20 protein-coding genes and 1 pseudogene are annotated in these 23,537 nt (G+C 68.5%); 6 read left to right on the top strand and 15 right to left on the bottom strand.

Features of this window, described 5'->3' with window-relative positions; genetic code table 11:
* Window positions 1-37 precede the first annotated feature (37 nt).
* The 3 genes from AC1RVW_RS05585 to AC1RVW_RS05575 are packed head-to-tail and all read left to right on the top strand — an operon-like array spanning window position 38 to window position 5,672.
* Complete coding sequence (locus AC1RVW_RS05585; RefSeq protein ID WP_493198519.1) at window positions 38-1,486, top strand: efflux transporter outer membrane subunit; 1,449 nt, start codon at window positions 38-40, stop codon at window positions 1,484-1,486.
* Window positions 1,483-2,601 carry an efflux RND transporter periplasmic adaptor subunit gene (locus AC1RVW_RS05580; RefSeq protein WP_493198517.1) on the top strand — a complete coding sequence of 373 codons (1,119 nt, stop codon included), beginning with the start codon at window positions 1,483-1,485 and terminating at the stop codon, window positions 2,599-2,601. The genes AC1RVW_RS05585 and AC1RVW_RS05580 overlap by 4 nt, the downstream gene beginning before the upstream one ends.
* Window positions 2,598-5,672: an efflux RND transporter permease subunit gene (locus AC1RVW_RS05575; RefSeq protein WP_493198515.1), complete on the top strand. Its 3,075-nt coding sequence runs from the start codon at window positions 2,598-2,600 to the stop codon at window positions 5,670-5,672. Before AC1RVW_RS05580 ends, AC1RVW_RS05575 begins: the two co-directional genes overlap by 4 nt.
* A gap of 36 nt (window positions 5,673-5,708) precedes the next feature.
* Here the strand turns inward: AC1RVW_RS05575 and AC1RVW_RS05570 are convergent, their stop codons facing one another.
* The 9 genes and pseudogenes from AC1RVW_RS05570 to AC1RVW_RS05530 all read right to left on the bottom strand — a co-directional run bounded on the left by AC1RVW_RS05570 (window position 5,709) and on the right by AC1RVW_RS05530 (window position 16,222).
* Window positions 5,709-6,881, bottom strand: coding sequence for a CMD domain-containing protein (locus tag AC1RVW_RS05570; RefSeq protein WP_493198513.1), 1,173 nt, complete (start codon window positions 6,879-6,881; stop codon window positions 5,709-5,711).
* Entirely contained in the window at window positions 6,874-8,193 is a 1,320-nt protein-coding gene (locus AC1RVW_RS05565) for an acyl-CoA thioesterase/bile acid-CoA:amino acid N-acyltransferase family protein (protein WP_493198511.1), read from the bottom strand. Before AC1RVW_RS05565 ends, AC1RVW_RS05570 begins: the two co-directional genes overlap by 8 nt.
* 10 nt (window positions 8,194-8,203) lie before the next feature.
* On the bottom strand, window positions 8,204-9,781 hold the full coding sequence (locus tag AC1RVW_RS05560) for an ABC transporter substrate-binding protein (protein WP_493198509.1): 1,578 nt from the start codon (window positions 9,779-9,781) through the stop codon (window positions 8,204-8,206).
* 34 nt (window positions 9,782-9,815) lie between these two features.
* On the bottom strand, window positions 9,816-10,829 hold the full coding sequence (locus AC1RVW_RS05555; protein ID WP_493198613.1) for an ABC transporter ATP-binding protein: 1,014 nt from the start codon (window positions 10,827-10,829) through the stop codon (window positions 9,816-9,818).
* A 9-nt stretch (window positions 10,830-10,838) separates the two neighbouring features.
* Window positions 10,839-11,879: pseudogene (locus tag AC1RVW_RS05550) on the bottom strand (ABC transporter ATP-binding protein); the annotation flags it as partial.
* Window positions 11,876-12,775, bottom strand: a complete 900-nt coding sequence (locus AC1RVW_RS05545) for an ABC transporter permease (protein WP_081267698.1) — start codon at window positions 12,773-12,775, stop codon at window positions 11,876-11,878. The pseudogene AC1RVW_RS05550 and the gene AC1RVW_RS05545, both read right to left, overlap by 4 nt.
* Window positions 12,772-13,746, bottom strand: coding sequence for an ABC transporter permease (locus AC1RVW_RS05540; protein ID WP_081267699.1), 975 nt, complete (start codon window positions 13,744-13,746; stop codon window positions 12,772-12,774). Before AC1RVW_RS05540 ends, AC1RVW_RS05545 begins: the two co-directional genes overlap by 4 nt.
* Window positions 13,743-15,236, bottom strand: a complete 1,494-nt coding sequence (locus AC1RVW_RS05535; RefSeq protein ID WP_493198612.1) for a SidA/IucD/PvdA family monooxygenase — start codon at window positions 15,234-15,236, stop codon at window positions 13,743-13,745. The genes AC1RVW_RS05540 and AC1RVW_RS05535 overlap by 4 nt, the downstream gene beginning before the upstream one ends.
* The gene (locus AC1RVW_RS05530) at window positions 15,233-16,222 is read right to left on the bottom strand and encodes a LysR family transcriptional regulator (protein ID WP_493198507.1); all 990 of its coding nucleotides are present in this window, start codon (window positions 16,220-16,222) and stop codon (window positions 15,233-15,235) included. Before AC1RVW_RS05530 ends, AC1RVW_RS05535 begins: the two co-directional genes overlap by 4 nt.
* Window positions 16,223-16,369: 147 nt before the next feature.
* On the opposite strand from AC1RVW_RS05530, the gene AC1RVW_RS05525 reads away from it, so the two are divergent.
* Window positions 16,370-16,639, top strand: coding sequence for a type II toxin-antitoxin system prevent-host-death family antitoxin (locus AC1RVW_RS05525; RefSeq protein WP_081267702.1), 270 nt, complete (start codon window positions 16,370-16,372; stop codon window positions 16,637-16,639).
* A 12-nt stretch (window positions 16,640-16,651) separates the two neighbouring features.
* A complete protein-coding gene (locus AC1RVW_RS05520; protein WP_081267703.1) occupies window positions 16,652-16,969 on the top strand; it encodes a CcdB family protein in 318 nt (105 codons plus the stop codon).
* Between the two features lie 256 nt (window positions 16,970-17,225).
* On the opposite strand, the gene AC1RVW_RS05515 is transcribed toward AC1RVW_RS05520, so the two are convergent.
* From AC1RVW_RS05515 to AC1RVW_RS05505, 3 genes are all read right to left on the bottom strand, one after another.
* On the bottom strand, window positions 17,226-17,813 hold the full coding sequence (locus AC1RVW_RS05515; RefSeq protein ID WP_253819836.1) for a bacteriohemerythrin: 588 nt from the start codon (window positions 17,811-17,813) through the stop codon (window positions 17,226-17,228).
* Window positions 17,814-18,189: 376 nt separating this feature from the next.
* Entirely contained in the window at window positions 18,190-19,074 is an 885-nt protein-coding gene (locus tag AC1RVW_RS05510; protein WP_493198504.1) for a Bug family tripartite tricarboxylate transporter substrate binding protein, read from the bottom strand.
* A gap of 120 nt (window positions 19,075-19,194) precedes the next feature.
* On the bottom strand, window positions 19,195-20,139 hold the full coding sequence (locus AC1RVW_RS05505; RefSeq protein ID WP_493198502.1) for an alpha/beta hydrolase: 945 nt from the start codon (window positions 20,137-20,139) through the stop codon (window positions 19,195-19,197).
* Between the two features lie 80 nt (window positions 20,140-20,219).
* Here AC1RVW_RS05505 and AC1RVW_RS05500 point away from each other — a divergent pair, with 80 nt between their 5' ends.
* Window positions 20,220-21,116, top strand: coding sequence for a LysR family transcriptional regulator (locus AC1RVW_RS05500; RefSeq protein WP_493198500.1), 897 nt, complete (start codon window positions 20,220-20,222; stop codon window positions 21,114-21,116).
* Between the two features lie 26 nt (window positions 21,117-21,142).
* Here the strand turns inward: AC1RVW_RS05500 and AC1RVW_RS05495 are convergent, their stop codons facing one another.
* The 3 genes from AC1RVW_RS05495 to AC1RVW_RS05485 all read right to left on the bottom strand — a co-directional run bounded on the left by AC1RVW_RS05495 (window position 21,143) and on the right by AC1RVW_RS05485 (window position 23,496).
* The gene (locus AC1RVW_RS05495) at window positions 21,143-21,394 is read right to left on the bottom strand and encodes a high-potential iron-sulfur protein (protein ID WP_493198498.1); all 252 of its coding nucleotides are present in this window, start codon (window positions 21,392-21,394) and stop codon (window positions 21,143-21,145) included.
* Between the two features lie 230 nt (window positions 21,395-21,624).
* Window positions 21,625-22,008, bottom strand: coding sequence for an NUDIX domain-containing protein (locus tag AC1RVW_RS05490; protein WP_493198496.1), 384 nt, complete (start codon window positions 22,006-22,008; stop codon window positions 21,625-21,627).
* Between the two features lie 9 nt (window positions 22,009-22,017).
* Window positions 22,018-23,496, bottom strand: a complete 1,479-nt coding sequence (locus AC1RVW_RS05485) for a trypsin-like peptidase domain-containing protein (RefSeq protein WP_493198495.1) — start codon at window positions 23,494-23,496, stop codon at window positions 22,018-22,020.
* Window positions 23,497-23,537: the final 41 nt, after the last annotated feature.

Genomic DNA, 23,537 nt, shown 5'->3' with positions numbered 1-23,537 from the left:
GGGGGCGCTTCTAACCTCGGTGGAGGAAGAAGATCTGATGACCACACCGCTGCGCTCCCTGTTCGCCACCCCGCTGGCCGTCTGCCTGGCCTGGGGCCTGGCCGCCTGCGCCACAGGCCATCTCGAAGGCCCGCCACAGCCGCAGGCACCGCCTTCATGGCAGTCCGAATTGCCGCACGGCGGGCGCACCGGCGACCTGCGGCAATGGTGGCAGCAGTTCGACGACACACGTGTCGCCCGCCTGGTCGAGATGGCCGAGCGAGACAGTCCCTCGCTCACGAAGGCCTGGGCCAGCATAGAGAAGGCACGCGCCACCCTGCGCAGCACGCGCGCGCAGGCCCGGCCCGGCGTGACTGGCAGCGCATCGGCTTCGCGCAGCAACCAGTTGCAGTCAGGCGAGTCCACGGCCACCGGCACCTCGCGCAGCGCCGGCTTCGATGCCTCGTGGGAGCTGGACCTGTTCGGCAAGGTCCGCCGCAACACGGAAGCGTCCGAGGCGCGCGTCGAGGCACGCGCCGCCGACTGGCACGATGCGCGCGTCTCGCTCGCGGCGGAAGTGGCCGATACCTATGTGCAGTACCGCGCATGCGTGTTGCTCGCGGATGCGTACCAGCGCGAGGCGGCCTCGACGGCCGCCACCGAGAAGGCGACGGAGGTCGCCGTGCAGGCTGGCTTCACCGCGCCGTCGGACGGCGCCCTGGCGCGTGCGAGCCTTGCAAGCGCGCAGTCGAGCCTTGTGCAGCAGCGCACGCAATGCGACATCCTCGTCAAGTCGCTGGTGTACCTCACCGGCAGCGACGAGCCGTCGCTGCGGCGGCTGATCACAGGCGGGGACGACCCCGTGCCGCGGCCGGCCGACCTGCAGGTGCAGGCGGTGCCCGCGCAGGTGCTGCGGCAGCGCCCCGACCTGGCCTCGCTCGAGCGCGAGGTGGCCGCCACCGGCGCGGAGATCGGCGCGGCGCAGGCGGATCTGTCTCCGAGCCTGTCGCTCAGCGGGTCGGTCAGCGTGTCGGCAAGCAGCCTGGCCTCGCCGGCCACGCTCTGGTCGTTCGGGCCGTCGCTCTCGATACCGCTGTTCGACGGCGGCAAGCTCGATGCCGCGGTCGAGACGGCGCGCGCCAGCTACACGTCGGCGCTGGCCGCCTATCGGCAAGGTGTGCGCACCGTGGTGCGGGACGTGGAAGAAGCCCTCACGAACCTCAACGGTGCCGCCCTGCGGGCCGAGCAGGCTGAGAAGGCCGCGCGCGAGTACCGCAGCTACTTCCTGTCCACCGAGACCAACTGGCGCGCGGGGCGCACCAGCCTTCTCTCGCTGGAGGAGGCCCGGCGCTCGGCGCTGTCGGCGGAGATCACCGAGATCACGCTGCAGCAGAACCGCGTCCAGTACTGGATCGCCCTCTACAAGGCCGTCGGCGGCGGATGGCAGCCCGGCACGCCGGCCGTGTCGCCCGAAGCGCTGGCCGATGAAAAAACGAGAACGCCATGAACATCACATCGAAACCCAAGCTTCGCCGCGGCGCCGCCGTCGCCGTGGTCCTTCTCCTGGCTGTCGGCGGCGCGATGCTGCTTCTGCGGCCGCCGACCCGGGCGCTTGCGCCGAGCGCGCCTGCCAGCGCGATGACGGTCGAGGTCGTGACGCCCGACAACCGGGTCTGGCCCCGGACCCTGCAGGGCAGCGGCCCCGTGACGGCATGGCAGGAGATCATCGTGAGCCCCGAGACCGGCGGCTACCGCATCGCCGAGTTGATGGTGGATGTCGGTGCCACCGTCCGGCGCGGCCAGGTGCTCGCGCGTCTGGCGGACGAAGGCCTGCGGGTCGACCTGCGCAAGCAGGAAGCGGTGGTCGCGCAGTCGCGCAGCAGCCTCGAACAAGCCAGCGCGAACGTGCGGCGGGCGAAGGTCGTCGGCACGACGGGGTCGCTCTCCGCGCAGCAGATCGAGGAGTACCGCATCACGGAGGACTCGGCGCGCGCAACCCTTCAGTCCTCCCAGGCAGACCTCGACAGCGTGAAGCTCAAACTCACGCAGACTCGCGTGCTGGCTGCCGATGACGGCGTGGTGTCGTCGAAAACCGGCGTGGTCGGCAATGTGGTGAGCGCCGGCACCGAACTCTTCCGCCTCGTGCGGCAGGGCCGGCTTGAGTGGCGGCCCGAATTCGATGCCCGCGAGCTCGCCTCGGTGCAAGCCGGCCAGAAGGCCGAGCTGACGCTGCTCAACGGAGAGCGCGTCGAGGGCACCGTGCGCATGGCGGCGCCCACCTTGTCGACGACCACCGGGCGCGCCACGGTGTACGTCAGCCTGAACGGCGGCAGCACTGCGCGCGCAGGCATGTTCGCCAGCGGCCTGGTCAGGCTGGGCAATGCGCCGGCCGTGACGCTTCCGCAATCGGCGATCGTGATGCGCGACGGGCGTGCCTATGTCTATCTCGTGGATGGGAGCAGCAAGGTCTCCGCGCAGGCCGTGACGACGGGCCGCCGCCAGGATGACCGGGTCGAGCTGCTGTCGAAACTGCCCGCTGACGCGCAAGTGGTTGCCAGCGGCGGCGCATTCCTGTCCGACGGTGTGCAGGTGATGGTGAAGCAACCGGAGGCCAAGCGATGAATATCTCGTCCTGGTCGATCCGCAATCCGGTCCCCGCGATCCTGACCTTCATCCTGCTCACGGTGCTGGGGCTGATCGGCTTCAGGACGCTGCAGATCCAGGATTTTCCCGACACCGACCTGCCCACCATCCAGGTCTCGGCTTCGCTCGAAGGCGCCGCGCCGGCACAGCTCGAGACGGAGGTTGCGCGCAAGATCGAGGACAAGCTCGCGTCGCTGAGCCGGCTTGACCACATCACCACGACCATCACCGACGGCCTGGTGAGCATCAGCGTCAGCTTCGAGATCGACAAGAACTCGGAGGAAGCGCTCAATGAAGTCCGCAACGCGGTCGACAGCGCCAAGGCCGACCTTCCGGCCAGCATGGCGTCGCCGACGGTCTCCAAGCTGACCACGGCCAGCAGCGCGCTGCTCACCTACACCATCGAATCGAAGACGATGGATGAGAAAGACCTGTCCTGGTTCGTCGACAACCAGGTCACCAAGAGCCTGCTGGCCGTCAAGGGCGTCGGTTCCGTGTCGCGGGTGGGGGGCGTCAGCCGCGAAGTCCACGTCGATCTCGATGCGCGGTTGATGGCGGGCCTGGGCGTCACGCCTTCCGACGTGTCCACGAGGCTCAAGGCGACGCAGAAGGAAGCCTCGGGCGGGGAAACCTTCGTGGGCGGCCAGAAGCAGTCGAGCCGCACCCTGGCCACGGTGGGGTCGGCCGCCGAAGTCGCGGCCATCACGCTGTCGCTGGGCGACGGCCGCTATGTGCGGCTCGACCAGATTGCGCGCATCAGCGATGCGAATGCCGAGCGCACGACCATGGCGTTTCTCGACGGCAAGAAGGTGATCGGGTTCCAGGTCACGCGTTCCCGGGGATTCTCGGACGTCGGCGTCGCCAACGATATCCGCGAGGCGCTGAAGAAGTTTTCCTCAGCGCATCCCGAGGCAAGGGTCGTCGAGGCCAGCAATACCGTCACGCCGATCCAGGAGAACTACCAGGGCTCCATGGAGCTGCTGCTCGAAGGCGCCGTGCTCGCGGTTCTGGTGGTGGGATGGTTCCTGCGCGACATGCGCGCGACCTGGATCGCGGCGGCCGCGCTTCCGTTGTCCATCGCACCGGCCTTCGCTTTCATGGCGCTGGCGGGATATTCGCTGAACACGGTCACCCTTCTCTCGCTTTCCCTGGTCATCGGCGTGCTGGTGGACGATGCGATCGTGGAAATCGAGAACATCGAGCGGCATCTGCTGATGGGCAAGACGCCCTACCAGGCGGCGATGGAGGCCGCGGACGAGATCGGCCTGGCCGTGATCGCAACGACGTTCACGCTGGTGGCGGTGTTCCTGCCGACGGCCTTCATGGGCGGCATTCCGGGCAAGTTCTTCCGGCAGTTCGGCGTGACCGCCTCGGTCGCGGTGCTCGCATCGCTGCTGGTGGCGCGCCTGCTCACGCCGATGATGGCCGCCTACCTGCTCAAGCCCAAGGCCGCCCATCTGCACAACGCATCGACGGACGGCCCCACGATGACGCGCTACCTGGCGTGGGTGCGCGGCGTCCTTCAGCATCGCAAATCCACCGCCGCGGCCGCGCTGCTCTTCCTGGTGCTTTCGATCGGGCTGGCGCTGTCGATCCCGACCGCCTTCATGCCCGCGCAAGACAAGGCGCAGAGCACGGTGACACTCAAGCTCGGCCCCGACGCCACGCTGGAGCAGACCGTCGCCGTCAGCCGGCAGGCGCAGCAGATGCTCGGCGAGATACCCGAGGTGCGCTCCGTCTTCGTCGCCGCCGGCACGGCCAGCACCGGAAGCGGCATGGGCGCGACGGCCACGACCGACGTCACCAGTTCCACGCTCACGGTGGACCTGGTGGACCGCGGGGACCGCACGCTCAAGCAGTCCCAGGTCGAGTCGAAGATCCGCGACCGGTTGAAGACCATTCCCGGCGTGCGTGTGACCGTCAGCGGCAGCAGCAACGGATCGACGCTGGAGATCACGCTCGCCGGCGACGATGCCGACACGCTCGACAAGGCCGCCAAGCAGGCGGAGCAGCAGCTCCGTACCCTGAGGAATGTCGGCAACGTGACGTCGAGCGCGGCGTTGCAGCGCCCGGAGGTTCAGTTGCGCCCGGACTATGCGCGCGCCGCCGCCCTGGGCGTCACGTCCGAGGCGCTCGCGGACGCCGTGCGGCTGGCGACCTACGGCGACTACTCGACGGCGCTGCCCAAGCTGAATCTGCCCGAGCGCCAGATCGCGATTCGCGTGCGCATGGATGCCTCGGTGCGCGCCGACATGGATGCGATCGCCCAGCTGCGCGTCAAGGGAGATGACGGCGCGGTCAGCCTCGGCTCGGTGGCGGACGTGGCCATGGGCAGCGGCCCTTCGCAAATCGACCGACTGGACCGTTCCCGCAACGTGACCCTGAGCGTGGAGCTCAACGGGCGTGCGCTCGGCGAAGTGCAGCAAGAGGCCATGGCCCTGCCGGCCTTCAAGTCGCTGCCCGCGGGCGTGCGCGTCGTGGAGCAAGGCGAGTTGCAGCGCATGGCCGAGCTGTTCACGAGCTTCGGCACGGCGATGGCGATCGGGGTGTTCTGCATCTATGCGGTGCTCGTGCTGCTGTTTCACGACTTCATGCAACCTGCCACCATTCTTTGCGCGCTGCCGCTCGCCCTGGGCGGCGCGTTCGGCGCGCTGTGGCTCACGAACCAGTCGTTCTCGATGCCGGTGGTCATCGGCGTGCTGATGCTCATGGGCATCGTGACCAAGAACTCGATCCTGCTGGTCGAGTACGCCATCCTCGCAAGGCGGCAGCGCGGAATGACACGGCTGGAGGCGGTGATCGACGCTTGCCACAAGCGGGCGCGTCCGATCGTCATGACGACCATCGCCATGGGCGCCGGCATGCTGCCCAACGCCCTCGGCCTCGGCGCTGAGCCCAGTTTCCGGCAGCCGATGGCGATCGTGGTCATCGGCGGGTTGATCACCTCGACCGTGCTGAGCCTTCTGGTGGTCCCCGTGGTGTTCACCTGTGTGGACGACCTGCTGCAGTCGCTGCGCCGTTGGCTGCCGCAAAGCCAATCGGCCGCGTAGACCACCGATGAGCGATGCGCCCTGGCCGCGCGCGTGTCAGTCGCGCGGTGGAAACACCGGCTCGCCGAGGTTGAGCATCAGTCGGTTGGCCCACGCGAAGATCGCCACCGCGTGGATGGTGTCCAGGATCTCGAGATCGGTGAGGCCGGCGGCGCGCACGGCGCGCAGTTGCTCCGCACCGAAGCCGGCCGGGCTGCGCGTGAGCGCGATCGACAGGTTCACGATGGCGCGTTCGCGCGGCGTGGTGCCCGCGCCCTGCGGGTCGGTGAAGACCTGTGCGATCACGTCGTTGCGCTTGGCCAGCTGCTCGAAGCGCTGCGCGTGCACCGAGGCGCAGTACACGCAGCCGTTGATGCGCGACACCACCGCGCTCGCCAGTTCGCGCTCCGCGCGCGACAGGCCGCCGGGCGCGTACATGATGGCGTTGAACACCGTGGCGCGCTCCTGCAGGATGCGCGGCTGGTGCACCAGCAGCAGGTAGTAGTCGGAGCTGCGCGCCTTCGGGTGGCTGGCGTCCAGCACCTGCACCTGTTCGGCGGAGGCCTGCGTCAGGTCGATCACCGGCAGCCAGGCCTTCCAGCCCAGCGTCTCGCTGGTGTAGCCGTTGATGCGCAGCGGCTCGCCCGGCGGCGGCAGGTTGGCCGGATGGACGAAGGGGGCCGTGTTCTCTTCCACGGCCGCTGCGGCGTTGTCGCCGCCGAGCGCGGCCAGCGCCTGAAGGCCGGCGACCACGCGCACCTGGTAGGCGACGAAGGCGATCAGCTGCGCCAGCGCCACCACCTCGGGCGTCGCCAGCCCGGCGGCCGGCAGTTTGAGCAGGGCCTCGCGATCGCCCTCGACGGGGCGGTCGGTCAGCGTGCGCGTGAACGCGAGCACGGCCTGCAGCCGCGCATCCGCGCCGAGCGATTCGACCGGGGCGCCATCGGCGGCGGCCTGCTGCGTCGCGCTCAGCGGCGCCAGCGCATCGAGCCGCGCGCGGTAGTGCGCCTGCAGCGCGACGCTGCCCGCGCTGCGCGCGATGGCATGGGCCGCAAGCAGCCGCTCGACCAGCGGCGGGCCCGACAGTGCCGGATCGAACAGGGCCTCGTAGCTGCCCTGGGTGGCGGCGGCCACCTTGTCGCGCTGGTGGCGTACCGCATGCACGGCGCTGCCCTCGGCGAGCGGCACGCAAGCGTCGACGAGGTCGGGGGAAATCTGTGAGTCAGTCATGGGTGGTGTCTCCGGAGGATGTGGTGCGCGCGGTCACGGCCTGCTGCAGGAAGCGCAGCACGCCTTGCCAGGAAGCCTCGTCCGCATGCGCGTTGTTCGCAGGCGTGCCGCCCGAGGTGCTGCGCCGGCCCGACACCGGATGCGCATAGCCGAGCTGCGTGGTCGGCACATAGGGGAACAGGATCGAATGGCCCGCGCCCTCGAAATCGAGATGAGCCACCGCGTGCGGATGCCCGAACTGCGCGAGTCGCTCGGTCACCATGCGGCTGTAGAGGCTCGACGGCCAGGAGCCGTCGTCCGTCGCGGACAGCAGCATCACCGGGCCGCGGATGCGTTCGACCCGGATGCGCGCGCGCTCGACCGCCTCGGGGTCTTGCAGCGCGGTCAGCAGCGCGTCGGCATGGCGGCGCGGCTCGGGGCCTTCGTCCCAGGGCGCCCAGGTCGCGCTGCGGTTGTTTTCCCACACATGCGGTAGCGGCTGCCCGTGCAGGAGCCATGCGGGCCCTTCGCGTCCGAGCGAGGGGTCGCAAGCGTTCTGCGCGCAGTGCACCACGGCGCCGGGCACATAGCCGATGACCGCCGAGACCGATTCGGGAAACAGCGTGCCCAGCAGCAGCACCAGTTCTCCGCCGCGCGACTGGCCGCTGAGCGCGACGAAGCCGTGCGCCGGGCGCACCGTGCGGTGCAGCCAGGCCAGCGCTTGCTCGAAGTATTCGAGCCGGGTGTTCGAGATGTAGTCCGAGAGGCCCGGCGCCTTGAAGTAGGCGAGCGCGAAGGCCGCGTAGCCGTGCGATGCGTACAGCGCGGCGCGCGGCTCGTTGATGCCGCCGCCGGAGCCGTTGAGGATCATCACGGCCGGATGCGGACCCGGACCGGCGGGCATGTAGAGCGTGCCGACCAGGCCCTCTTCGCGCACATCGCGGCGCGTCACGCCCTCGCCGGCCAGGCGCTGCACGAAGCTGCCATGCAGCTCGGCCGCATCGCCGCCCCGGCGCACGCCGATGTCGGTGCGCAGCGCCGCGCCCGGCACGGCGCCGAACTGCTCGCGCGCACCGGGCGTGTCCGGCACCTGGGACCAGACCAGGCCCATCGCCGACACGCCTTCGTAGCTGCTGCCGGCGATCGGCGCGTCGCGCTGCAGGTCGACCGTGCCCGCGGCGTCGGCCACGAAGCGCGCCGACGCGCGCCACGGCACGCCGGCCCCGCGCTGCGTGCAGCTGGCGATCTCGATCTGCTCGCCCGGCGCCAGGCCATCGACCGCGATGCGCCGGGGCACGTCGATGAGCGCGTCCTCGGGCGTGATGCTCAACATGCGCGCGCCCTCACTTGACCGGCGTGACCTGCATCGCCGTCGTGCGGTCGCTCAGCAGCGGCACCACCTTCAGGCCCTTCTTCGCGGCCCAGATGTTCTGGTAGTGGTAAAGCGGGATCTGGCCCACGTCGTCGGTCACCAGCTTGGCGGCGTGGCGGAAGATGGCTTCGCGGCGCTTGGCATCGAACTCGACGGTGGCGGCGTCCAGCGCCTTGTCGACCGACTCGTTGCTGTAGCGGCCCCAGTTGTTGGAGCCGCGGCCGCGCTTGGCGTCGGGCGTGGTCAGCGTCTGCAGCAGCCCGTAGCCGGCTTCGCCCGTGCCGTTGCCCCAGGCGATCACGCTGACCGCATATTCGTTCTTGTTGGCGCGGCTCGAGTACACGGCCCACGGCACCACCTCGACCTTGGTCTTCACGCCGATGCGGCTCCAGAACTGCGCCACGGCCTGCACCGTCTCGGGCGCCTGCGGGTAGCGGTCGCCGGGCACGTGGATCGCGATCTGGAAGCCCTGCGGGAAGCCGGCTTCTGCCAGCAGCTTCTTCGCCTGCTCGGGGTTGTAGGCGACGTCCTTGACTTCGGGGTTGTAGCCGAAGCTGCCCTTGGGCATCCACTGGTTGGCCTCGGTCACGGTGCCCTGCAGCACGCGGTCGACGATGGCCTTGCGGTTGATCGAGAGCGACAGCGCCTGTCGCACCTTCACGTCGAGCAGCGGGTTCTTCTCGAGCGGCTTGCCTGCGTTGTCGGTGATGAACTCGTTCGGGCCGGGCTTGAAGGTGGGTTGCAGCAGCAGCACGCGCAGGCCCGGGTAGGTGTACACGCTGACCTTCGGGTCCTTGCGCAGCTTCTCCACGTCGGTCACGGCGACCTTGTCGATCACGTCCACGTCGCCGGCCAGCAGCGCGGCCGTGCGCGCCGCGCCGTTGTTGATGAAGCGGTAGTTGACCTTCTCCCACAGCGGCTTCGGGCCATAGTAGCCGGGGTTGCGCTCGAACACCGTGCGGTCGCCCGGCACGTAGGAGATGAACTTGTAGGGGCCGGTGCCGACCACGGCGCGGCCCGCGTTGTAGTCCTCGGTCTTCGACTTCTCGCCGACATGCTTGCTCACGATGTAGATCGATGCGATCTCCAGCGGCAGCATCGGGTTGGGCGTGGTGGTCTTGACGATCAGCGTGGCCGGGTCCTTGGCGGTGGCGGACTCCACCGAGCGCAGCGCGCCCGAATACGAGGCCACGCTGCCCGGCACGTTGCGCGCGCGCTGGAAGGAGAACACGATGTCGTCGGCCGTGAAGGGCGTGCCGTCCTGCCACTTGATGTCGGTGCGCAGCTTGAATTCCCAGGTCTTGTCATCCAGCGTCTTCCAGCTCGACGCGAGCGCGGGCTCCAGCTTGCCGCCGTCGCGCGAATTGATGATCGAGTCCCAGAAATGCAGCGCCAGCGATCGGTCGCCCGCGTGGTTGTTGAGCTCGGGGTCGACCGATGAGATCGGGTCGGCGAAGCCGATGGACAGCGTCTGGGCGGAGGCCGATACGGAGGCCAGCGCGCCGGCGGCGAGCAGTGCGGCGGCGGCGATGGGGAGCAGGCGGTTCATGAAGATCCTTTGGCGAAGACAGTGAATCGGGAGGTCAGTTGGTGTCGTAGAGGTGGCAGGCTGTGGCATGCCGGATCGCGATGCCGCGCAGCTGCGGCACCTCGGTGCGGCAGCGCGGCATCGCCTTGGGACACCGCGGATGAAAGTGGCAGCCCGAGGGCGGCGCGATCGGGCTCGGGATCTCGCCGCGGATCGCGCTGAAGGTGGTGCGCCGCGCGTCGATGCTCGGAATCTCGGCCAGCAGCGCCTGCGTGTACGGATGGGCCGGCCGCGCGAACAGCTCGGCCACCGGCGCGCTTTCGACCACGCGGCCGAGGTACATCACGACCACGCGGTCGCACAGATGCTCGATCACGCCCAGGTCGTGGCTGATGAAGAGGTACGCCAGCCCGAGCTGGTCGCGCAGGTCCATGAAGAGGTTGAGGATCTGCGCCTGGATCGACACGTCCAGCGCCGCCACCGCTTCGTCGCACACCAGCATCGAAGGCTGCACCGCGAGCGCCCGCGCAATGCCGATGCGCTGGCGCTGGCCGCCGCTGAACTGGTGCGGGTAGCGATGGCGCAGCGCGGGGTCGAGCCCCGCGCGTTGCAGCTGGGCGCTCACGTAGTCGTCCTGCCCCGCCGCATCGGTCAGCCCGTGGAGCAGCGCCGCCTCGCCCACGATGCGCGAGACGCGCAGGCGCGGGTTCAGGCTCGCATACGGGTCCTGGAACACCATCTGGATGCGCAGGCGTGCCGCCAGCTGCTCTTCGGCCGAAAGGCTCGCCACGGGCTTGCCGCCGACGATCACTTCACCCTCCGTCGGTGCCAGCAGGCCCGCGGCGATGCGGCCCAGCGTCGACTTGCCGCAGCCGGACTCGCCGACCAGGCCGACCACCTCGCCGGGCCGTACCGACAGGTCGACCACATCGACAGCGTGCGTGACCACCGGCGGCTTGCTCATGCCCACGCTGCGCAACGCACGGCCGACAGCACCGGGCGGCGGCGCGACGCCAAAACGCTGCGCGACCTGGCGCAGTTCGACCAGCGGCACATCGTTGTCCTGCACGGGGGCGCGCGCCGCGGCGGGCAGCGCGGCCGGCAACGTGCGCACGGGCTTGTCGCGCTGCGGATGAAAGCAGCGCACCTCGTGCCAGGGCGCGTCATGCCGCGGGCGCGAAACCCCGGGCCGCGTTTCGCAGGCCGCATCCGCATGCGGGCAGCGCGGCGCGAAGGCGCAGCCGGCCGGCATGCCGAGCAGGCTCGGCGTCATGCCCGGGATCTGGCGCAGCCGCGCCCCGCGCTCGTTGGCACTCGGCAGGCTGTCGATCAGCCCGCGCGTGTACGGATGCTGCGGATGGTCGAGTACGTCGGCCACCGTGCCGTGCTCGACGATGCGACCGGCATACATCACGGCGATCTCGTCGGCCAGGCTCGCCACCACCGAGAGGTCGTGGCTGATCCAGATCAGAGAGGTGCCGGTGTCGCGCACCAGCTTCTGCACTTCGGAGAGGATCTGCGCCTGGATCGTCACGTCCAGCGCGGTGGTCGGCTCGTCCGCAATGATCAGGTTGGGGCCGTGCAGCATCGCGATGGCGATCGCCACGCGCTGGCGCATGCCGCCCGAGAGCTGGTGCGGGTAGGCGCGCAGGCGCTCTTCTGGGCTCGGGATGCCCATCAGCCCCAGCGTGTCGCGCGCATGGCGGCGTGCCTCTTCGGTGGAGACGCGCTTGTGCGCCTTCACCGCCTCGATCATCTGGGTGTCGACCCGCAGCACCGGGTTGAGCGTGGCCATCGGATCCTGGAAGATCATCGCGATGCGGTTGCCGCGCAGCTCGCGCCGCTCGGTTGCCGCCAGCTGCGTGAGTTCGCGGCCCTGGAACAGCACCTGCCCGCCCTCGACCTTTCCTGGCGGATCGACCAGGCCCATGATCGAGAAGCCGGTGACCGACTTGCCCGAGCCCGACTCGCCCACCAGGCCCAGCACCTTGCCGCGCCCCAGCGTGAAGGACACGCCGTCGACCACCGGCAGCACGCCGGCGCGCGTGTGGAAGCGCGTCTGCAGGTTGCGCACCTCAAGCGTCGGCACCTCGAGGTCTTGCACGGGAACGGCGCTCATTTCTGCAGCCTCGGGTTGAGCACGTCGCGCAGCTGGTCACCGACCAGGTTGATCGCGACGATGGCGGCCAGCAAGGCGACGCCGGGGAAGAAGCTGATCCAGTATTCGTTGGACAGCAGGTATTGGTAGCCGTTGGAGATCAGCAGCCCCAGCGACGGCTCGGTGATCGGCACGCCCAGCCCCAGGAAGGACAGCGTGGCCTCCAGCGTGATGGCGCGCGCGATCTGCAGCGCGCCGATCACCAGCAGCGGCGGCAGGCAGTTCGGCAGGATGTGGCCGGTGACGATGCGCCAGCGCGGAATGCCCTGCCCCTGCGCCGCGTCCACGTACTCGCGCCGCGCCTCGACCAGCGCCTGGCCGCGGGCGGTGCGCGCGTAGTAGGCCCACTCCAGCAGCACCAGCGTGAGCATCACGTTGCCCACGCCCTTGCCGACGTAGGCCAGGATCATCAGCGCCATCAGGATGGTCGGAAACGACAGCAGCAGGTCGACCAGCCGCATCAGCAGCGCGTCGACCTTGCCGCCGGCATAGGCGGCAATGAGGCCGACCAGCGTGCCGACCACCGCGGCGATCAGCGCCGAGCCCACGCCCACCGTCAGGCTGATGCGCAGCCCGTAGACGATGGCCGAGTACAGGTCGCGGCCCTGCCCGTCGGTGCCGAGCCAGTAGGTGTAGCCGCCCTCGCTGCTGTGCGAGCCCGGCGGCAGGCGCGCGTCGAGCACGTCGAGCTGCAGCAGGTCGTAGGGGTTCTGCGGCGTGATCCACGGCGCGAGCAGCGCGGCCAGCACCACGATGCCCAGCACCACCAGCCCGCCGACGGCGATGCGCGAATGCAGGAAGTCGGCGGCCACGCGCCACCAGATGGAGCGCTCGTCGTAGCTTTTCACTGCGCTCATTTCGCGCCCTCCAGCCGCACGCGCGGGTCGAGCAGCTTGTAGAGCAGGTCGACGATGAGGTTCAGCGTCACGAAGATCACGACCACCACCATCAGGTAGGCCACCACCACCGGGCGGTCGAGCGAGTTGATGCTGTCGAGGATCAGCTTGCCGGCGCCCGGCCAGGCGAAGATGCTCTCGGTGACCACCGCATAGGCGATGGTCGCGCCCAGTTCCAGCCCCAGCACCGTGACCAGCGGGATCATGGTGTTGCGCATCACGTGCATCAGCACCACGCGCGTGGGCGTGAGGCCCTTGGCGCGCGCGAACTTCACGTAGTCCTGCGGCAGCACCTCGCGCACGCCGGCGCGCGTGAGCCGCAGCACCAGCGAGATCTTGAAAAGCGCCAGGTTGAAGGCCGGCAGCAGCAGGTGCTGCCAGCCGTCGAGCGTGAGCCAGGACCACTGCACGCCGAACAGCTCGCGCGTGGCGCCGCGTCCGCTCGCGGGGAGCCAGCCGAGCTGCACGCTGAACACCATGATCAGCATCAGCGCGACCCAGAAGGCCGGCAGCGAGAAGCCGACGATGCTGGTGGCCATCAGCGTGCGCGACACCGGATGCTCGGGCTTCATGCCCGCGAACAGCCCCAGCGGCACGCCCACCATGATGGCCATGAGCAGCGCCGCGAAGGCCAGCTCCATCGTGGCCGGCAGGCGCTGCAGGATCAGGCGAACGGCGTCTTCCTGGTAGACGAAGCTGCGCCCCAGGCTGCCGTGCAGCGCGCCGTCGACGAAGGCCAGGTACTGGCGCCACAGCGGCTGGTCGAGCCCGAGCCGCGCGATGGCGGCCAGGCGCTCCTGCTGGTTCATGTCCTCGCCGATGAGGATGTCGATCGGGTTGCCGATGGCATGCAGGCCGATGAAGACGATCACCGTCATCGCCACCACGACGCCCAGCGCCTGCAGCACGCGGCGCAGGAGCCAGCCAGTCATGGCGACACCTCGCGGTCGCCGGCTTCGATGTACGGCGGCAGCTCCGAGGGGGTCCATTCGTCGCCGTCGAGCTCGGGCTCGGCGTAGCGCTGCATGGCGGCGAAGTGCTGGCCGGCGTCCTCGCTCAGCAGTCTGGCCGCGAGGCCGCGTGCCAGGCGCTGTGCGCCGTCGGTGATCTGCGGGATGTCGCCGGCCGCGGCGCCGTGCGAGAGCGAGGCGGCATAGTTGAAGCAGTGCACGCGCTCCAGCCCGGGGCAGGCGCCGGGCGTCTTCTCCTGGAACTCGAACAGCGGCCCGAGGTCGGGAGATTCGGCGAGCTCGCTGTCGGCCATGCCTTCGGGCGGCGCGAAGCGGTCCTGCCAGACGCGCACCTGTGAAGAGAACGCGGCGAACTCGGGCCGCAGCGCCCAGTCGGTGCGAAAACCCGTGCTGAACACGACGAAGTCGGCCGCCAGCGGGCCCTTGGCCGTGTCCAGGCGCAGCGCGCCGTCGGCCCGCTGCGCGGCGCCGAGCACCGGCGTGCCGAGCTGGAAATGCGCGTTCGCATGGCGCGACACGCGCAGCGTGCTGCCGTGCGGCGGCGGCACCTGCTGCACGTTGATGTAGTGGCGGATGCGCCACTTCCATTCGTCGGGCAGTTGCCAGAAGCCGTGGACCATGCCCGGGCTGCCCGCGCCCTTGCCCTTGTTGACGCGCGGCAGGTCGGCGCGGCGGATCAGCAGGTCGACGCGCGCGGCACCGGCTTCGAGCGCGCTCGCGGCGGCGTCCATCGCCGAGGCGCCGCCGCCGACCACGGCGACACGCTTGCCGCGCAGGCTTTGGGCGTCCCAGCGTTCGGACGAATGGGCCCAGCGATCGCGCGGCAGCGAAGCCGCCCAGTCGGGCACCCAGGCACCGCCGAGGCCGTCGCGGCCGGTCGCGAGCACGACGTGGCGCGCCTGCACGCTGTAGTGCCCGCCGCCCGCGGCGAGATCGGCCAGGTCGAGCTGCACCACGCCGTCGGCGCGCGGCAGCACCGCCCTCACCTGCTGCTCGTTGCGCACGTCGAGCTCGAGCACGCGGCGGTACCAGCGCAGGTACTCGGCCCATTGCAGGCGCGGGATCTTGTCGAGCGCGTCCCAGGCCGCCAGGCCCCACTGCGCCTCGAACCAGGCGCGGAAGGTCAGCGCCGGCAGGCCCAGCGCGGGGCCGGTGAGTTCCTTGGGCGAGCGCAGCGTTTCCATGCGCGCGGTGGTGGCCCAGGGGCCTTCGAATCCGGCCGGCGAGCGGTCGTAGATGCGGGCGTGCACGCCCAGGTGCTTGAGCGTCGCGAGCAGCGCGAGGCCCGCCATGCCGCCGCCGACGATGGCGACGTCCAGCAGCGCATCGCCGTGCGCCGGGTTGGGGGGCACCCAGCGTTTTGCGGGCAGGCCGAGCCACGACAGGTCTTGCCGCAGGCGCGCTTCGAGCGCGTGAAGGCCGAGGGGTACGTTCGTCACAGGGGCTTTCAGGAAATGCTTTCTTCGTCCGCGGCGGCATCGCCGCCGCCGTACAGGGTGCGCAGCAGCGCCGCGTGCGCCGACACGTCGTGCTGCACGAAATGCGGCAGCTCGCTGGCGGCGGCCAGCAGCGCATCGATCAGCGCGCGCACCGGCGCCGTGATCGGCTTGGCCTGCGGCGTGACCACGCCAAAGACGAAGGGAATGTCGGTATCCAGCGGCCGCACGGCCAGGCCTTCGAGCGGCGCGCCGCAGGCGGTGAGCGGCTCCAGCACGGCCACGCCGAGCCCGGCGCGGGCCAGCGCCTGGGCGTTGACCGAAGAATTGGTCTCGATCAGCGCGTCGCGCCGCGCCGGCGAATGGCCGGCGCGCGCCAGCGTGGCGTCGAGCCGGTGGCGCAGGCGAAACGGGTTGCTCATCGTGATGATGCGGCGCTGCGCCAGCGCCTCCAGCGGCACGACCTCGAGCGCCGCCAGCGGATCGTCCTGCGGCAGCACGGCCACGCAGGGCATCTGTCCGATCCAGTGCACTTCCAGCCCGCGGTGCTCCAGCGGCAGGCTGCTCGCGCCGAGCTGCGCCGCGCCGCTGAGCACCGCGTGCACCACCTGTTCGGCCGAGGCACTGCGCAGATGGATGGGCATGGTGCCGGCCTGCGCCTCCATTTGCCGCAATGCCCGCGGCAGCAGCCCGAGCGCCAGCGCGGAGGTGGCGGCCAGCAGCAGCGGCTGGGCATTGCCGCGCGCGATCTCGGCCGCGCGCAAGTGGATCTGCTGCAGGCTGCCGAGGGCGCGGTCTACATCTTCATAGAGCAGGAAACCCTGCTCCGTCGGCGTCACCCGGGGGCCGTGGCGGGTGAACAACGCATAGCCGATCTCGGCTTCGAGTTCCTGCACCAGGCGCGACACCGCCGGCTGCGAGCGCGCCAGCAGTCGGGCGGCGCCCGTGACGCTGCCGGTCGACATGACGGCGGCGAAGGCTTCAAGCTGCCGGAGTTCCATGGGATTCAGTATCCATTTTCATCATCATGAAGCATTTAGCATGTGAATTGCAAATACTTCATCCGCATGAGCTTAGATGCGGGGTTTCTAAGCGCGCTGCTTTCGGAGAATGGCTAAAATGGCTAATCCTCCCATTCAAGCCCAATCATGCAAGTCAGTGCCACGGATGCCAAAAACCGTTTTGGCTACTACCTGAGTCAGGCAGAGCGCGAGCCCGTGCAGGTGATGAAGAACGACCGCGTCGCAGTCGTGATCGTCTCGGCCGCCCGTTATGCCGAACTCGAGGCGCTGGAACGGACGAAGACGCTCGGCCAGCGAAAGCGCGAATTCAATGAAACCTATGCGGAATGGATTGCCGCCCAGAACGGACTCATTGATCGCGTGGGCGTTTTCGGCGAGGACTACCGTCCCTGGTGAGGGGATCGCGCGATGGCCCAGTTCGACGTCTATGCCAATCCATCCAAGACCCAGCGTGGCGAAATTCCCTGGATGGTGGACATCCAGAGCGACATCCTCGACAAGCTCCCGACTCGCCTCGTGATACCGCTGGCACTGCGTGCCCACATGCCGGCGGCGATGCCGCGGTCTCTTTGCCCGATCATCGGCTGGAACGGATCGACGTTGGTGGCATTGCCGCATCTGGCCGCACCCTTTCGGGTCAAGGATCTGGGTCCCGTCCAGGGCAGCTTGCGGCCGCAGGCGAACGATTTCGTGGCCGCGCTCGATGCAGTGATCAGCGGCATCTGAGTCGAGTCAGCGGCACGACACCTCGAGCGCGCGAAAAAGCTTCCAGCCGCGCATGGCCAGCTGCTCCTGACCTGCGACTGGAACCCTTTGGCCTTGCAGACGTCGCAGTCGGCGTGCATGTAGCTGACAGGCTGCTGGCAGGTGTCGATGCCGGCACGGCGGGGCCAGCAGGCGGTTGGGGGACATGGCCTATCGCTCCTCGAAAAGGGAACCGCTCATCGCACTGGCCGTGGATCTCCCCAGTTCGCCAGCATGATTACCCGGCGAACAATCTTTTCAGCCAGCCGTGCCTGGTGCGGGCACCGGGGCTGCCTTGCGCCAGCTCCTTGCCGACCTGCGCCCTGACGATCTTTTCCGCCGATGAGGCCGTGGCGTGCAGATGCGCCTTCACTGTATGCACATAGGCACCGTCCTCGTGACGAATGTGGTTGAACAGCCAGCGCGAAAGCATGTCGTGGAGCTCGGCCAGCACATCCTCGCCACGCTCGAAACGGGTCCGAAACTCGACCACGCGGCGCACGAAGATCTCATGCACCTTCCGGTGCGGGCCCACGAACGAGTAGCCGGCGTCTTCGATCATGGCTTCCTCGAAGGCGAAGTGCGACGCGGTGTAGTCAATCGCCTCGTCGATGATCTTGCCGACGGCCCTTTGATCGTCCGTCAGCTTCGCATCGCCCAGCGCATTGATGTACTGGACGATGCGTTGGTGCTGGGTATCGATCTCGCGGATTCCTGTGTCGAGTTCGGTTTTCCATACGAGATGCGCCATGACTTCCAAAGATGAATTGCAGGTTGGACGATCAGTATCCGTGCGGCCAGCCTGCACACCGTTGATCCAGATCAAGCGCGTTCGATCGCGTGGGCGATGAAATCGGCCTTCCTGAAGTGCCCCGAATTCATCGCATTGCGGGGCACGAGACCGGCATGACCCATGAGCACGTACACGAGGAAAACCATGGCACGTCACTTCCGCCTGCCCGACATCACTGTGCGAATTCCCTTCGGGACCACGGAGTCGGAACGCGTCGCCCTGTTATGTGCCGCTGGTGTGCCGTTGGACGCGCAAGGTGATGCTGCCTGTGGCTTCCTGCATGAGCGCACGCCCTTGCGGTTCGGCGGCGACACCATCTGCCGCTGGCTCTGCGCCGGTGATGCGGTGTCTCCTGGATCCGGAGCCGGAGGCCAGTCCGGGGCCTCGATGCCTGCACGCGCGATCTGCGCTAGTTCCGGGGCGCGTTGCTCTGCTTGACGAGCTGTTCGTATTGCGCACTGCTTTGCGCGACGAATGCGCCGAACGCCTGCGGATTCGCCGGATCGGAAATCTTGACGCCCAGTTCCGCGAAGCGTGACTTGACCTTCTGTTCCTTCAGCACCTCGGCGAAGGCGAGGTTGAGTTTGTTGACGATGGGGGCAGGCGTCCCCTTCGGCGCGAAGAGACCGGTCCAGAAGAAGAAATCGGCGCCTTTGAGCTCGGGCGTTTCGCCTGCGGACGGCAGGTCCTTATTGCCCAGGTCGCGGTCCTTGCTCAGCACGCCGACGCCGGAGAGCCGGTTGCCCTTGATGTGCTCCAGCAGCGCGGGCAGCCCGGAGACGCCCACGTCGAGGTGGCCGCCCATGACATCCACCGCGATCTTCGAGGCGCTCGCGTAGGGAATGAAGTTCATGTCCACCTTCGCGCGCCTCTTGAAGTCCTCCATGGCCAGCGCAGGCAGCGAGCCGGCGCCCGTGGCGCCGTAGCTCACCTTGCCCGGGTTCTTCTTCGCGTAGGCGATCAGCTCCGAGAGGTTGCGTATCTTCAGCGCCGGATTGGCGACGACGCCGAGGCCGCTGGTTCCGAGCGGCCCGATGGGCTCGAGGTCCTTGTAGGTGTAGCCGGCGCTGCTTTCCGTCAGGGGGGCCAGAACCACGTCCGAGACGATGCCCATGAGGATGGTGTAGCCGTCATTCGGCGAGCGTACCGCCCGCGCCACGCCGATCGCCCCACCCGCGCCCTGGATGTTCTCGACGATCACCGGCTTGCCGATCTTCGATTCCAGCTCCGGGACGATGATGCGCGCGAACACATCGACGGTGCCACCGGGCGCATACGGCACGATCAGCTTCACAGGGCGCTCGGGATATTCCGCACGGGCTGCAGGCAGCGAGCCCGCGAACAGGGCGCAAAGCGCGGCGACGCCTGCGAGGCGCGAGATGATTTTCATGATGTCTCTTTCTTTGTGGAGATGTCAGCGTTCGAGCCAGGCGACGACGCGCTGGAAGACGTCGTCGCTGTTGCTGTCCATCATTGGGAAATGGGAGTTGCCGCGAACTCCCTGAGCGGGCAAGTCGAGAGTGGTGATGTCCGCGGTTTCGGACACGGCGGCGAAATAGTCGTCGGCCTGTTTGCGATAGCCCATCCAGTGGCTGCCGGACGGTGCAATGTGGTCGCCCCAGACGACGAGGTGGGGCGGAAGGCCTTTCGAAGGCAGCACGGCGGGCATGCCGCCGGGCTCGACGGCGACCACGCGCTGCACCAGGTCCGGGCGTCGCCTGGCAATCTCGACGGCGAAGCCGGCGCCCTGGCTGTGTGCGACGACGATGCATTTTCCGACGCGCGCCACCAGTGCCTCGTAGGCCTCCAGGATCATGTCCTCGTGGGCCGGCCATCGGGGGACCCACTGCCTGGTGAACTCGTCGAAGCAGTCGACCGGAAAGCGCTGGGCGGCAAACACGTGGCGTTCGGAGCTGTCACGCGCGTATTGCCGGCCGATCCGGAAAGTCTTCCATCCCTCCTCGGCCGTCCGGAAGACTGGCGGCTCGCGATAGATGTGCGGCGACATGGCGAAGGACGCGCGCCCGCGCTCCGCCGCGTCGCAACAGAACACGTCGTAGCCGGCCTCGAGGAAGCGCCAGAGCCAGCCGGGGCGGCCGTCGGGCGTGGTCTCCCATGTCGCGCCCGTCATGCCGCCGCCGTGCCACAGCAGGACCGGCAGCGCTTGCCTGGGCGATGCCAGCTGGAAGTGCTGGGCATACATCTGCCCGTACACGTGATGGCCGTTGGGGTTGACCTCGCGGGGCGCTCCGTTGAGCACCATGCTCCGGTGCTCGACTGGCAGACCGGACAGTACCGCCGTCTTGCCGCCGACGAAAAGGCTGCCTATCGATTTGAGATTGATTGCTGAAGTCTTCATGAGGAATCGAGTCGTCGCTGCCGAGGTTAGAAGTGCCCTCTGATAGAGTCAAACGCATAAAACGCACCGATTGTTGAGTTATGCGCATCCAATACAGCGTCGATGACCTTCGCGGCTTCTGCAGCCTGGTACGGCTCGGGCATTACACCGACGCTGCCGAACAGCTCTGCATCACGCCGTCCGCACTCAGCCGGCGTATCCAGAATCTCGAGCGCGCCATCGGCGGACGGGTGTTCGACCGCACGACCAGGAAGGTGCTGCTGACGCCTGCGGGTGCGGCGCTCTACGAACGCGTCGTGCCGCTGCTCAGCGAGCTCGACAGCGGCCTGACCGAAGCCGCGCGCGTTGCCAGAGGCGAGGAAGGCGCCCTGGTGATCGCCACGGTGGCGACCGTGGCCTATTCGAAGCTGCCGCAGGTGCTGCCGGATTTCTCGAAGCGCTATCCGAAGGTTTTCCTGTCGATCCGGGACGGCATCGCGGCATCGATCGCGACGCTGGTCGAGGAGCGCGTGGCCGAGTTCGGCGTGTCCACGCACATGTCGTTCGGGCCGGCACTCGAGGCAAGGCCCATCGCCTCCTACGGCTTCAACCTGATCGCCGGTGCTTCGCATCCTCGCCTGAAGCGGCGAAAGTCGTTGGCGTGGACCGACCTGCCGGACCTCCGTGTCGTCAGCCTCAACAGGCTCAGTTCCACACGGCTGCAGGTCGACGACGAGTTGGCAGGACGTTCATTGCCGACACCCTGGCATATGGAGGTGGACCAGCTGTCGACGCTGCTCGGCCTCGTTCAGAACTGGGGGTTCACAGCCGTGTTGCCATCGATCTTCGATGCGCGGGCCATCGGCCTGCGAGCCATTCCGATCACGGCGCCCGACATCCAGCGCGAGCTCTTTCTGGTGAAACGCCGGGACGCCTCGCTGTCCCCGCATGGTGCCTTCCTGGCCGACCTGGTGTCTTCCGCCCTTCGTGACGCCTGAGTGAGGTGTCGCCGGTCCACCCGGATTCAGGCCTTCCTGGACCAGGCGCTGCACCAGCCTTTCGCGTGGACCGGCTTGCCCGCGAACAGCGCGCAGTTGCCCATGGCGTCGGTGGGTTTGGACTGCCACAGCGCGCAGCCGTTGCAGACCTGCGTGTTGTCGTGCTTGGGGTACTTCCTGGCATCGGCCTTCGTCGTGTCGGCGACGTAGCCGAGGGCCACGGCCTGCGGATCCTTTTCTTCGAGCGCGGCCTGGGAGAAGGCCTCGGTGACGGACATCAGTCCACCGGTTGCGACAAGGGTCAGAAGAAAGGTGCGGCGATGTGAGGGCATTGTCGTTCTCGCATTGAGAGGAAAAAAAGCGGATCTACTCCGCCGCGCGGGGGGCGGTCCGTGCCTTCATTCTTGTGCGATGAAGTCCTGGTGACCTTGCGCGGGATCAACATCGGTGTGCTGCTGTTTCAGCGCCTGCAGTTGCGCCAGAATCGCGTTCAGCGAGAGTGCTCGCGTCAGCACGGCGACCAGGCTCTTCGCGCACCATTGCGGCAATTCGTCGAACCCCGCCCACCAGTAGGCATCCATCTCCGGCCGCGGCGGTCGACGAACTGGCTGGCGCATGTGCACGCATGCGCATCGAAGTTGCCGCTCAGGACCGCGTAGAGCTGCAGGTCCTTTCCCGCTCGATAGGCGAAGCATCCCAGCGGCAGGAGGTCTTCGGGCGGCAGTCGCAGGCCGCATTCCTCGAAGGTCTCCCGCACAGCCGTCTGCCGGCCGGTTTCCGTCAGCGTGCCGCCGCCCTTGGGAATGTCCCAGTACGGGCTGCCGGTGGCGTGGCAGAGCAGCAGTTGCGCGTCGCCATTGAAGATCAGGACGCCGTGGCTGATCGATTTCATCGCCGGTTGTCAGTTGGCCGATGCGGGCCCGGCGGCATCCAGCCGGCGCGCCGTCGACACTGCGCCCGACCTGCGCGGCGCGATGGGCACGAAGCCTCTGGCGTTGCCGCGCATGATGAGCAATGCGACGGTCTCGTCGTCGCCGATGGATTTGATCGCCGCATCGAACTCGGCCTGTCCCGAGACGCTCACGTCGTTGACCGCGAGCACCATGTCGCCGAACCTCAGTCCCGCCCGCTGCGCCGAGCCCGTGACGGACTTGACGTAGAGCCCGGGGTCGAGCAACCCGACGCCCGGCGGACCCTTGCGCTCCGCGAGTTCGAGGCCGAACCGGACCTCGTGCATGTCGGTTCGCCGCGCGACCTGCGGCACGGCGTCCGCCACGCCTTGTGCCACCGCCACCTGCACCGGCAACGCGGATCTGTGGCGCCAGACGTTCAATGCCAGCCGGCTGCCGGGACGGGCCGAGGACACGCGGTTCTGGATGTCTTCATAGGACATCGGCTGCGCCGCGTCGACGGAAAGGATCACATCCCCGCTGCGAAGGCCCGCGATCTCCGCCGGGCTTGCCGCATCGACACGCACGATCAGGGCCCCTGTCGCCGCCGCCAGGCCGAAGGCCGGGGCGAGTTCGTCCGTCAGCGGCTGCGTCCTGGCACCGATCTGTCCCCGCATGACCTTCCCCGTCGCGCGAAGTTCTTCGGCGATGCGCATGACCGTATCGATCGGGAGGCTGAACGACAGGCCGATGTAGCCGCCGCCAACCGCGTAGATCATCGAGTTCATTCCCACGACCTCGCCTCGTTCGTCGAACAGCGGACCGCCCGAATTTCCCGGGTTGAGCGCGACGTCCGTCTGTATCAGCGGCACGCCGCCGCCGCCCGGCATGTAGCGCGGATTCGCGCTGACGACGCCCGCCGTCACGCTGCGCTCGAATCCGAAGGGCGCGCCCATGGCGGCAACCCATTCCCCAGGGCAGAGCTTGCCTGTCCGGTCGACGGCCACCGTCGGGAGGTCGCCGCCCGGTATCTTGAGCAGCGCGACATCGGTGCGCCGGTCGAGCCCGACGATCACGGCGTCGAAGCGATGCCTGTCGGCCGTGGACACGACGACCTGCTGGGCGCCGAGCACGGCATGCGCACTGGTGAGGACATAACCGTCGCGGCTGAAGATGAACCCCGAGGCCAGGCCACGGCCCGGGGCCTGGTCGAACGGTGCCGGCACGCGCGCCGAGGTGTCGACGGTCGGCCAGTCGTCGCGCTGCCCGATCACACTCACGCCGACGACGGCCGGTGCCTGGCGAGCCGCCGCGGCGGCGAAGTCCACGCCCTGCGACGACGGCTGCGTCCGCTGCGCGCACGCCTGGTCTTGCGACCATGCGACATGGGGCCCGAGCAGCGCGAGCATGCCCAAGACGATTGCGGCGGCGCGGCCGGCCGGCCCGCGCTTCGCGTGGTCGCCACCATCGAAGGCAGGCGGAATCTTCATGACGGTTCTTTCGACGGGGACATTCCCGATGGCCGGATGGT

Source organism: Variovorax sp. MPBD4-3, assembly GCF_058809745.1.
Note: the sequence above shows the minus strand (reverse complement) of the source record. Positions and strands in the feature narration are given on the sequence as shown.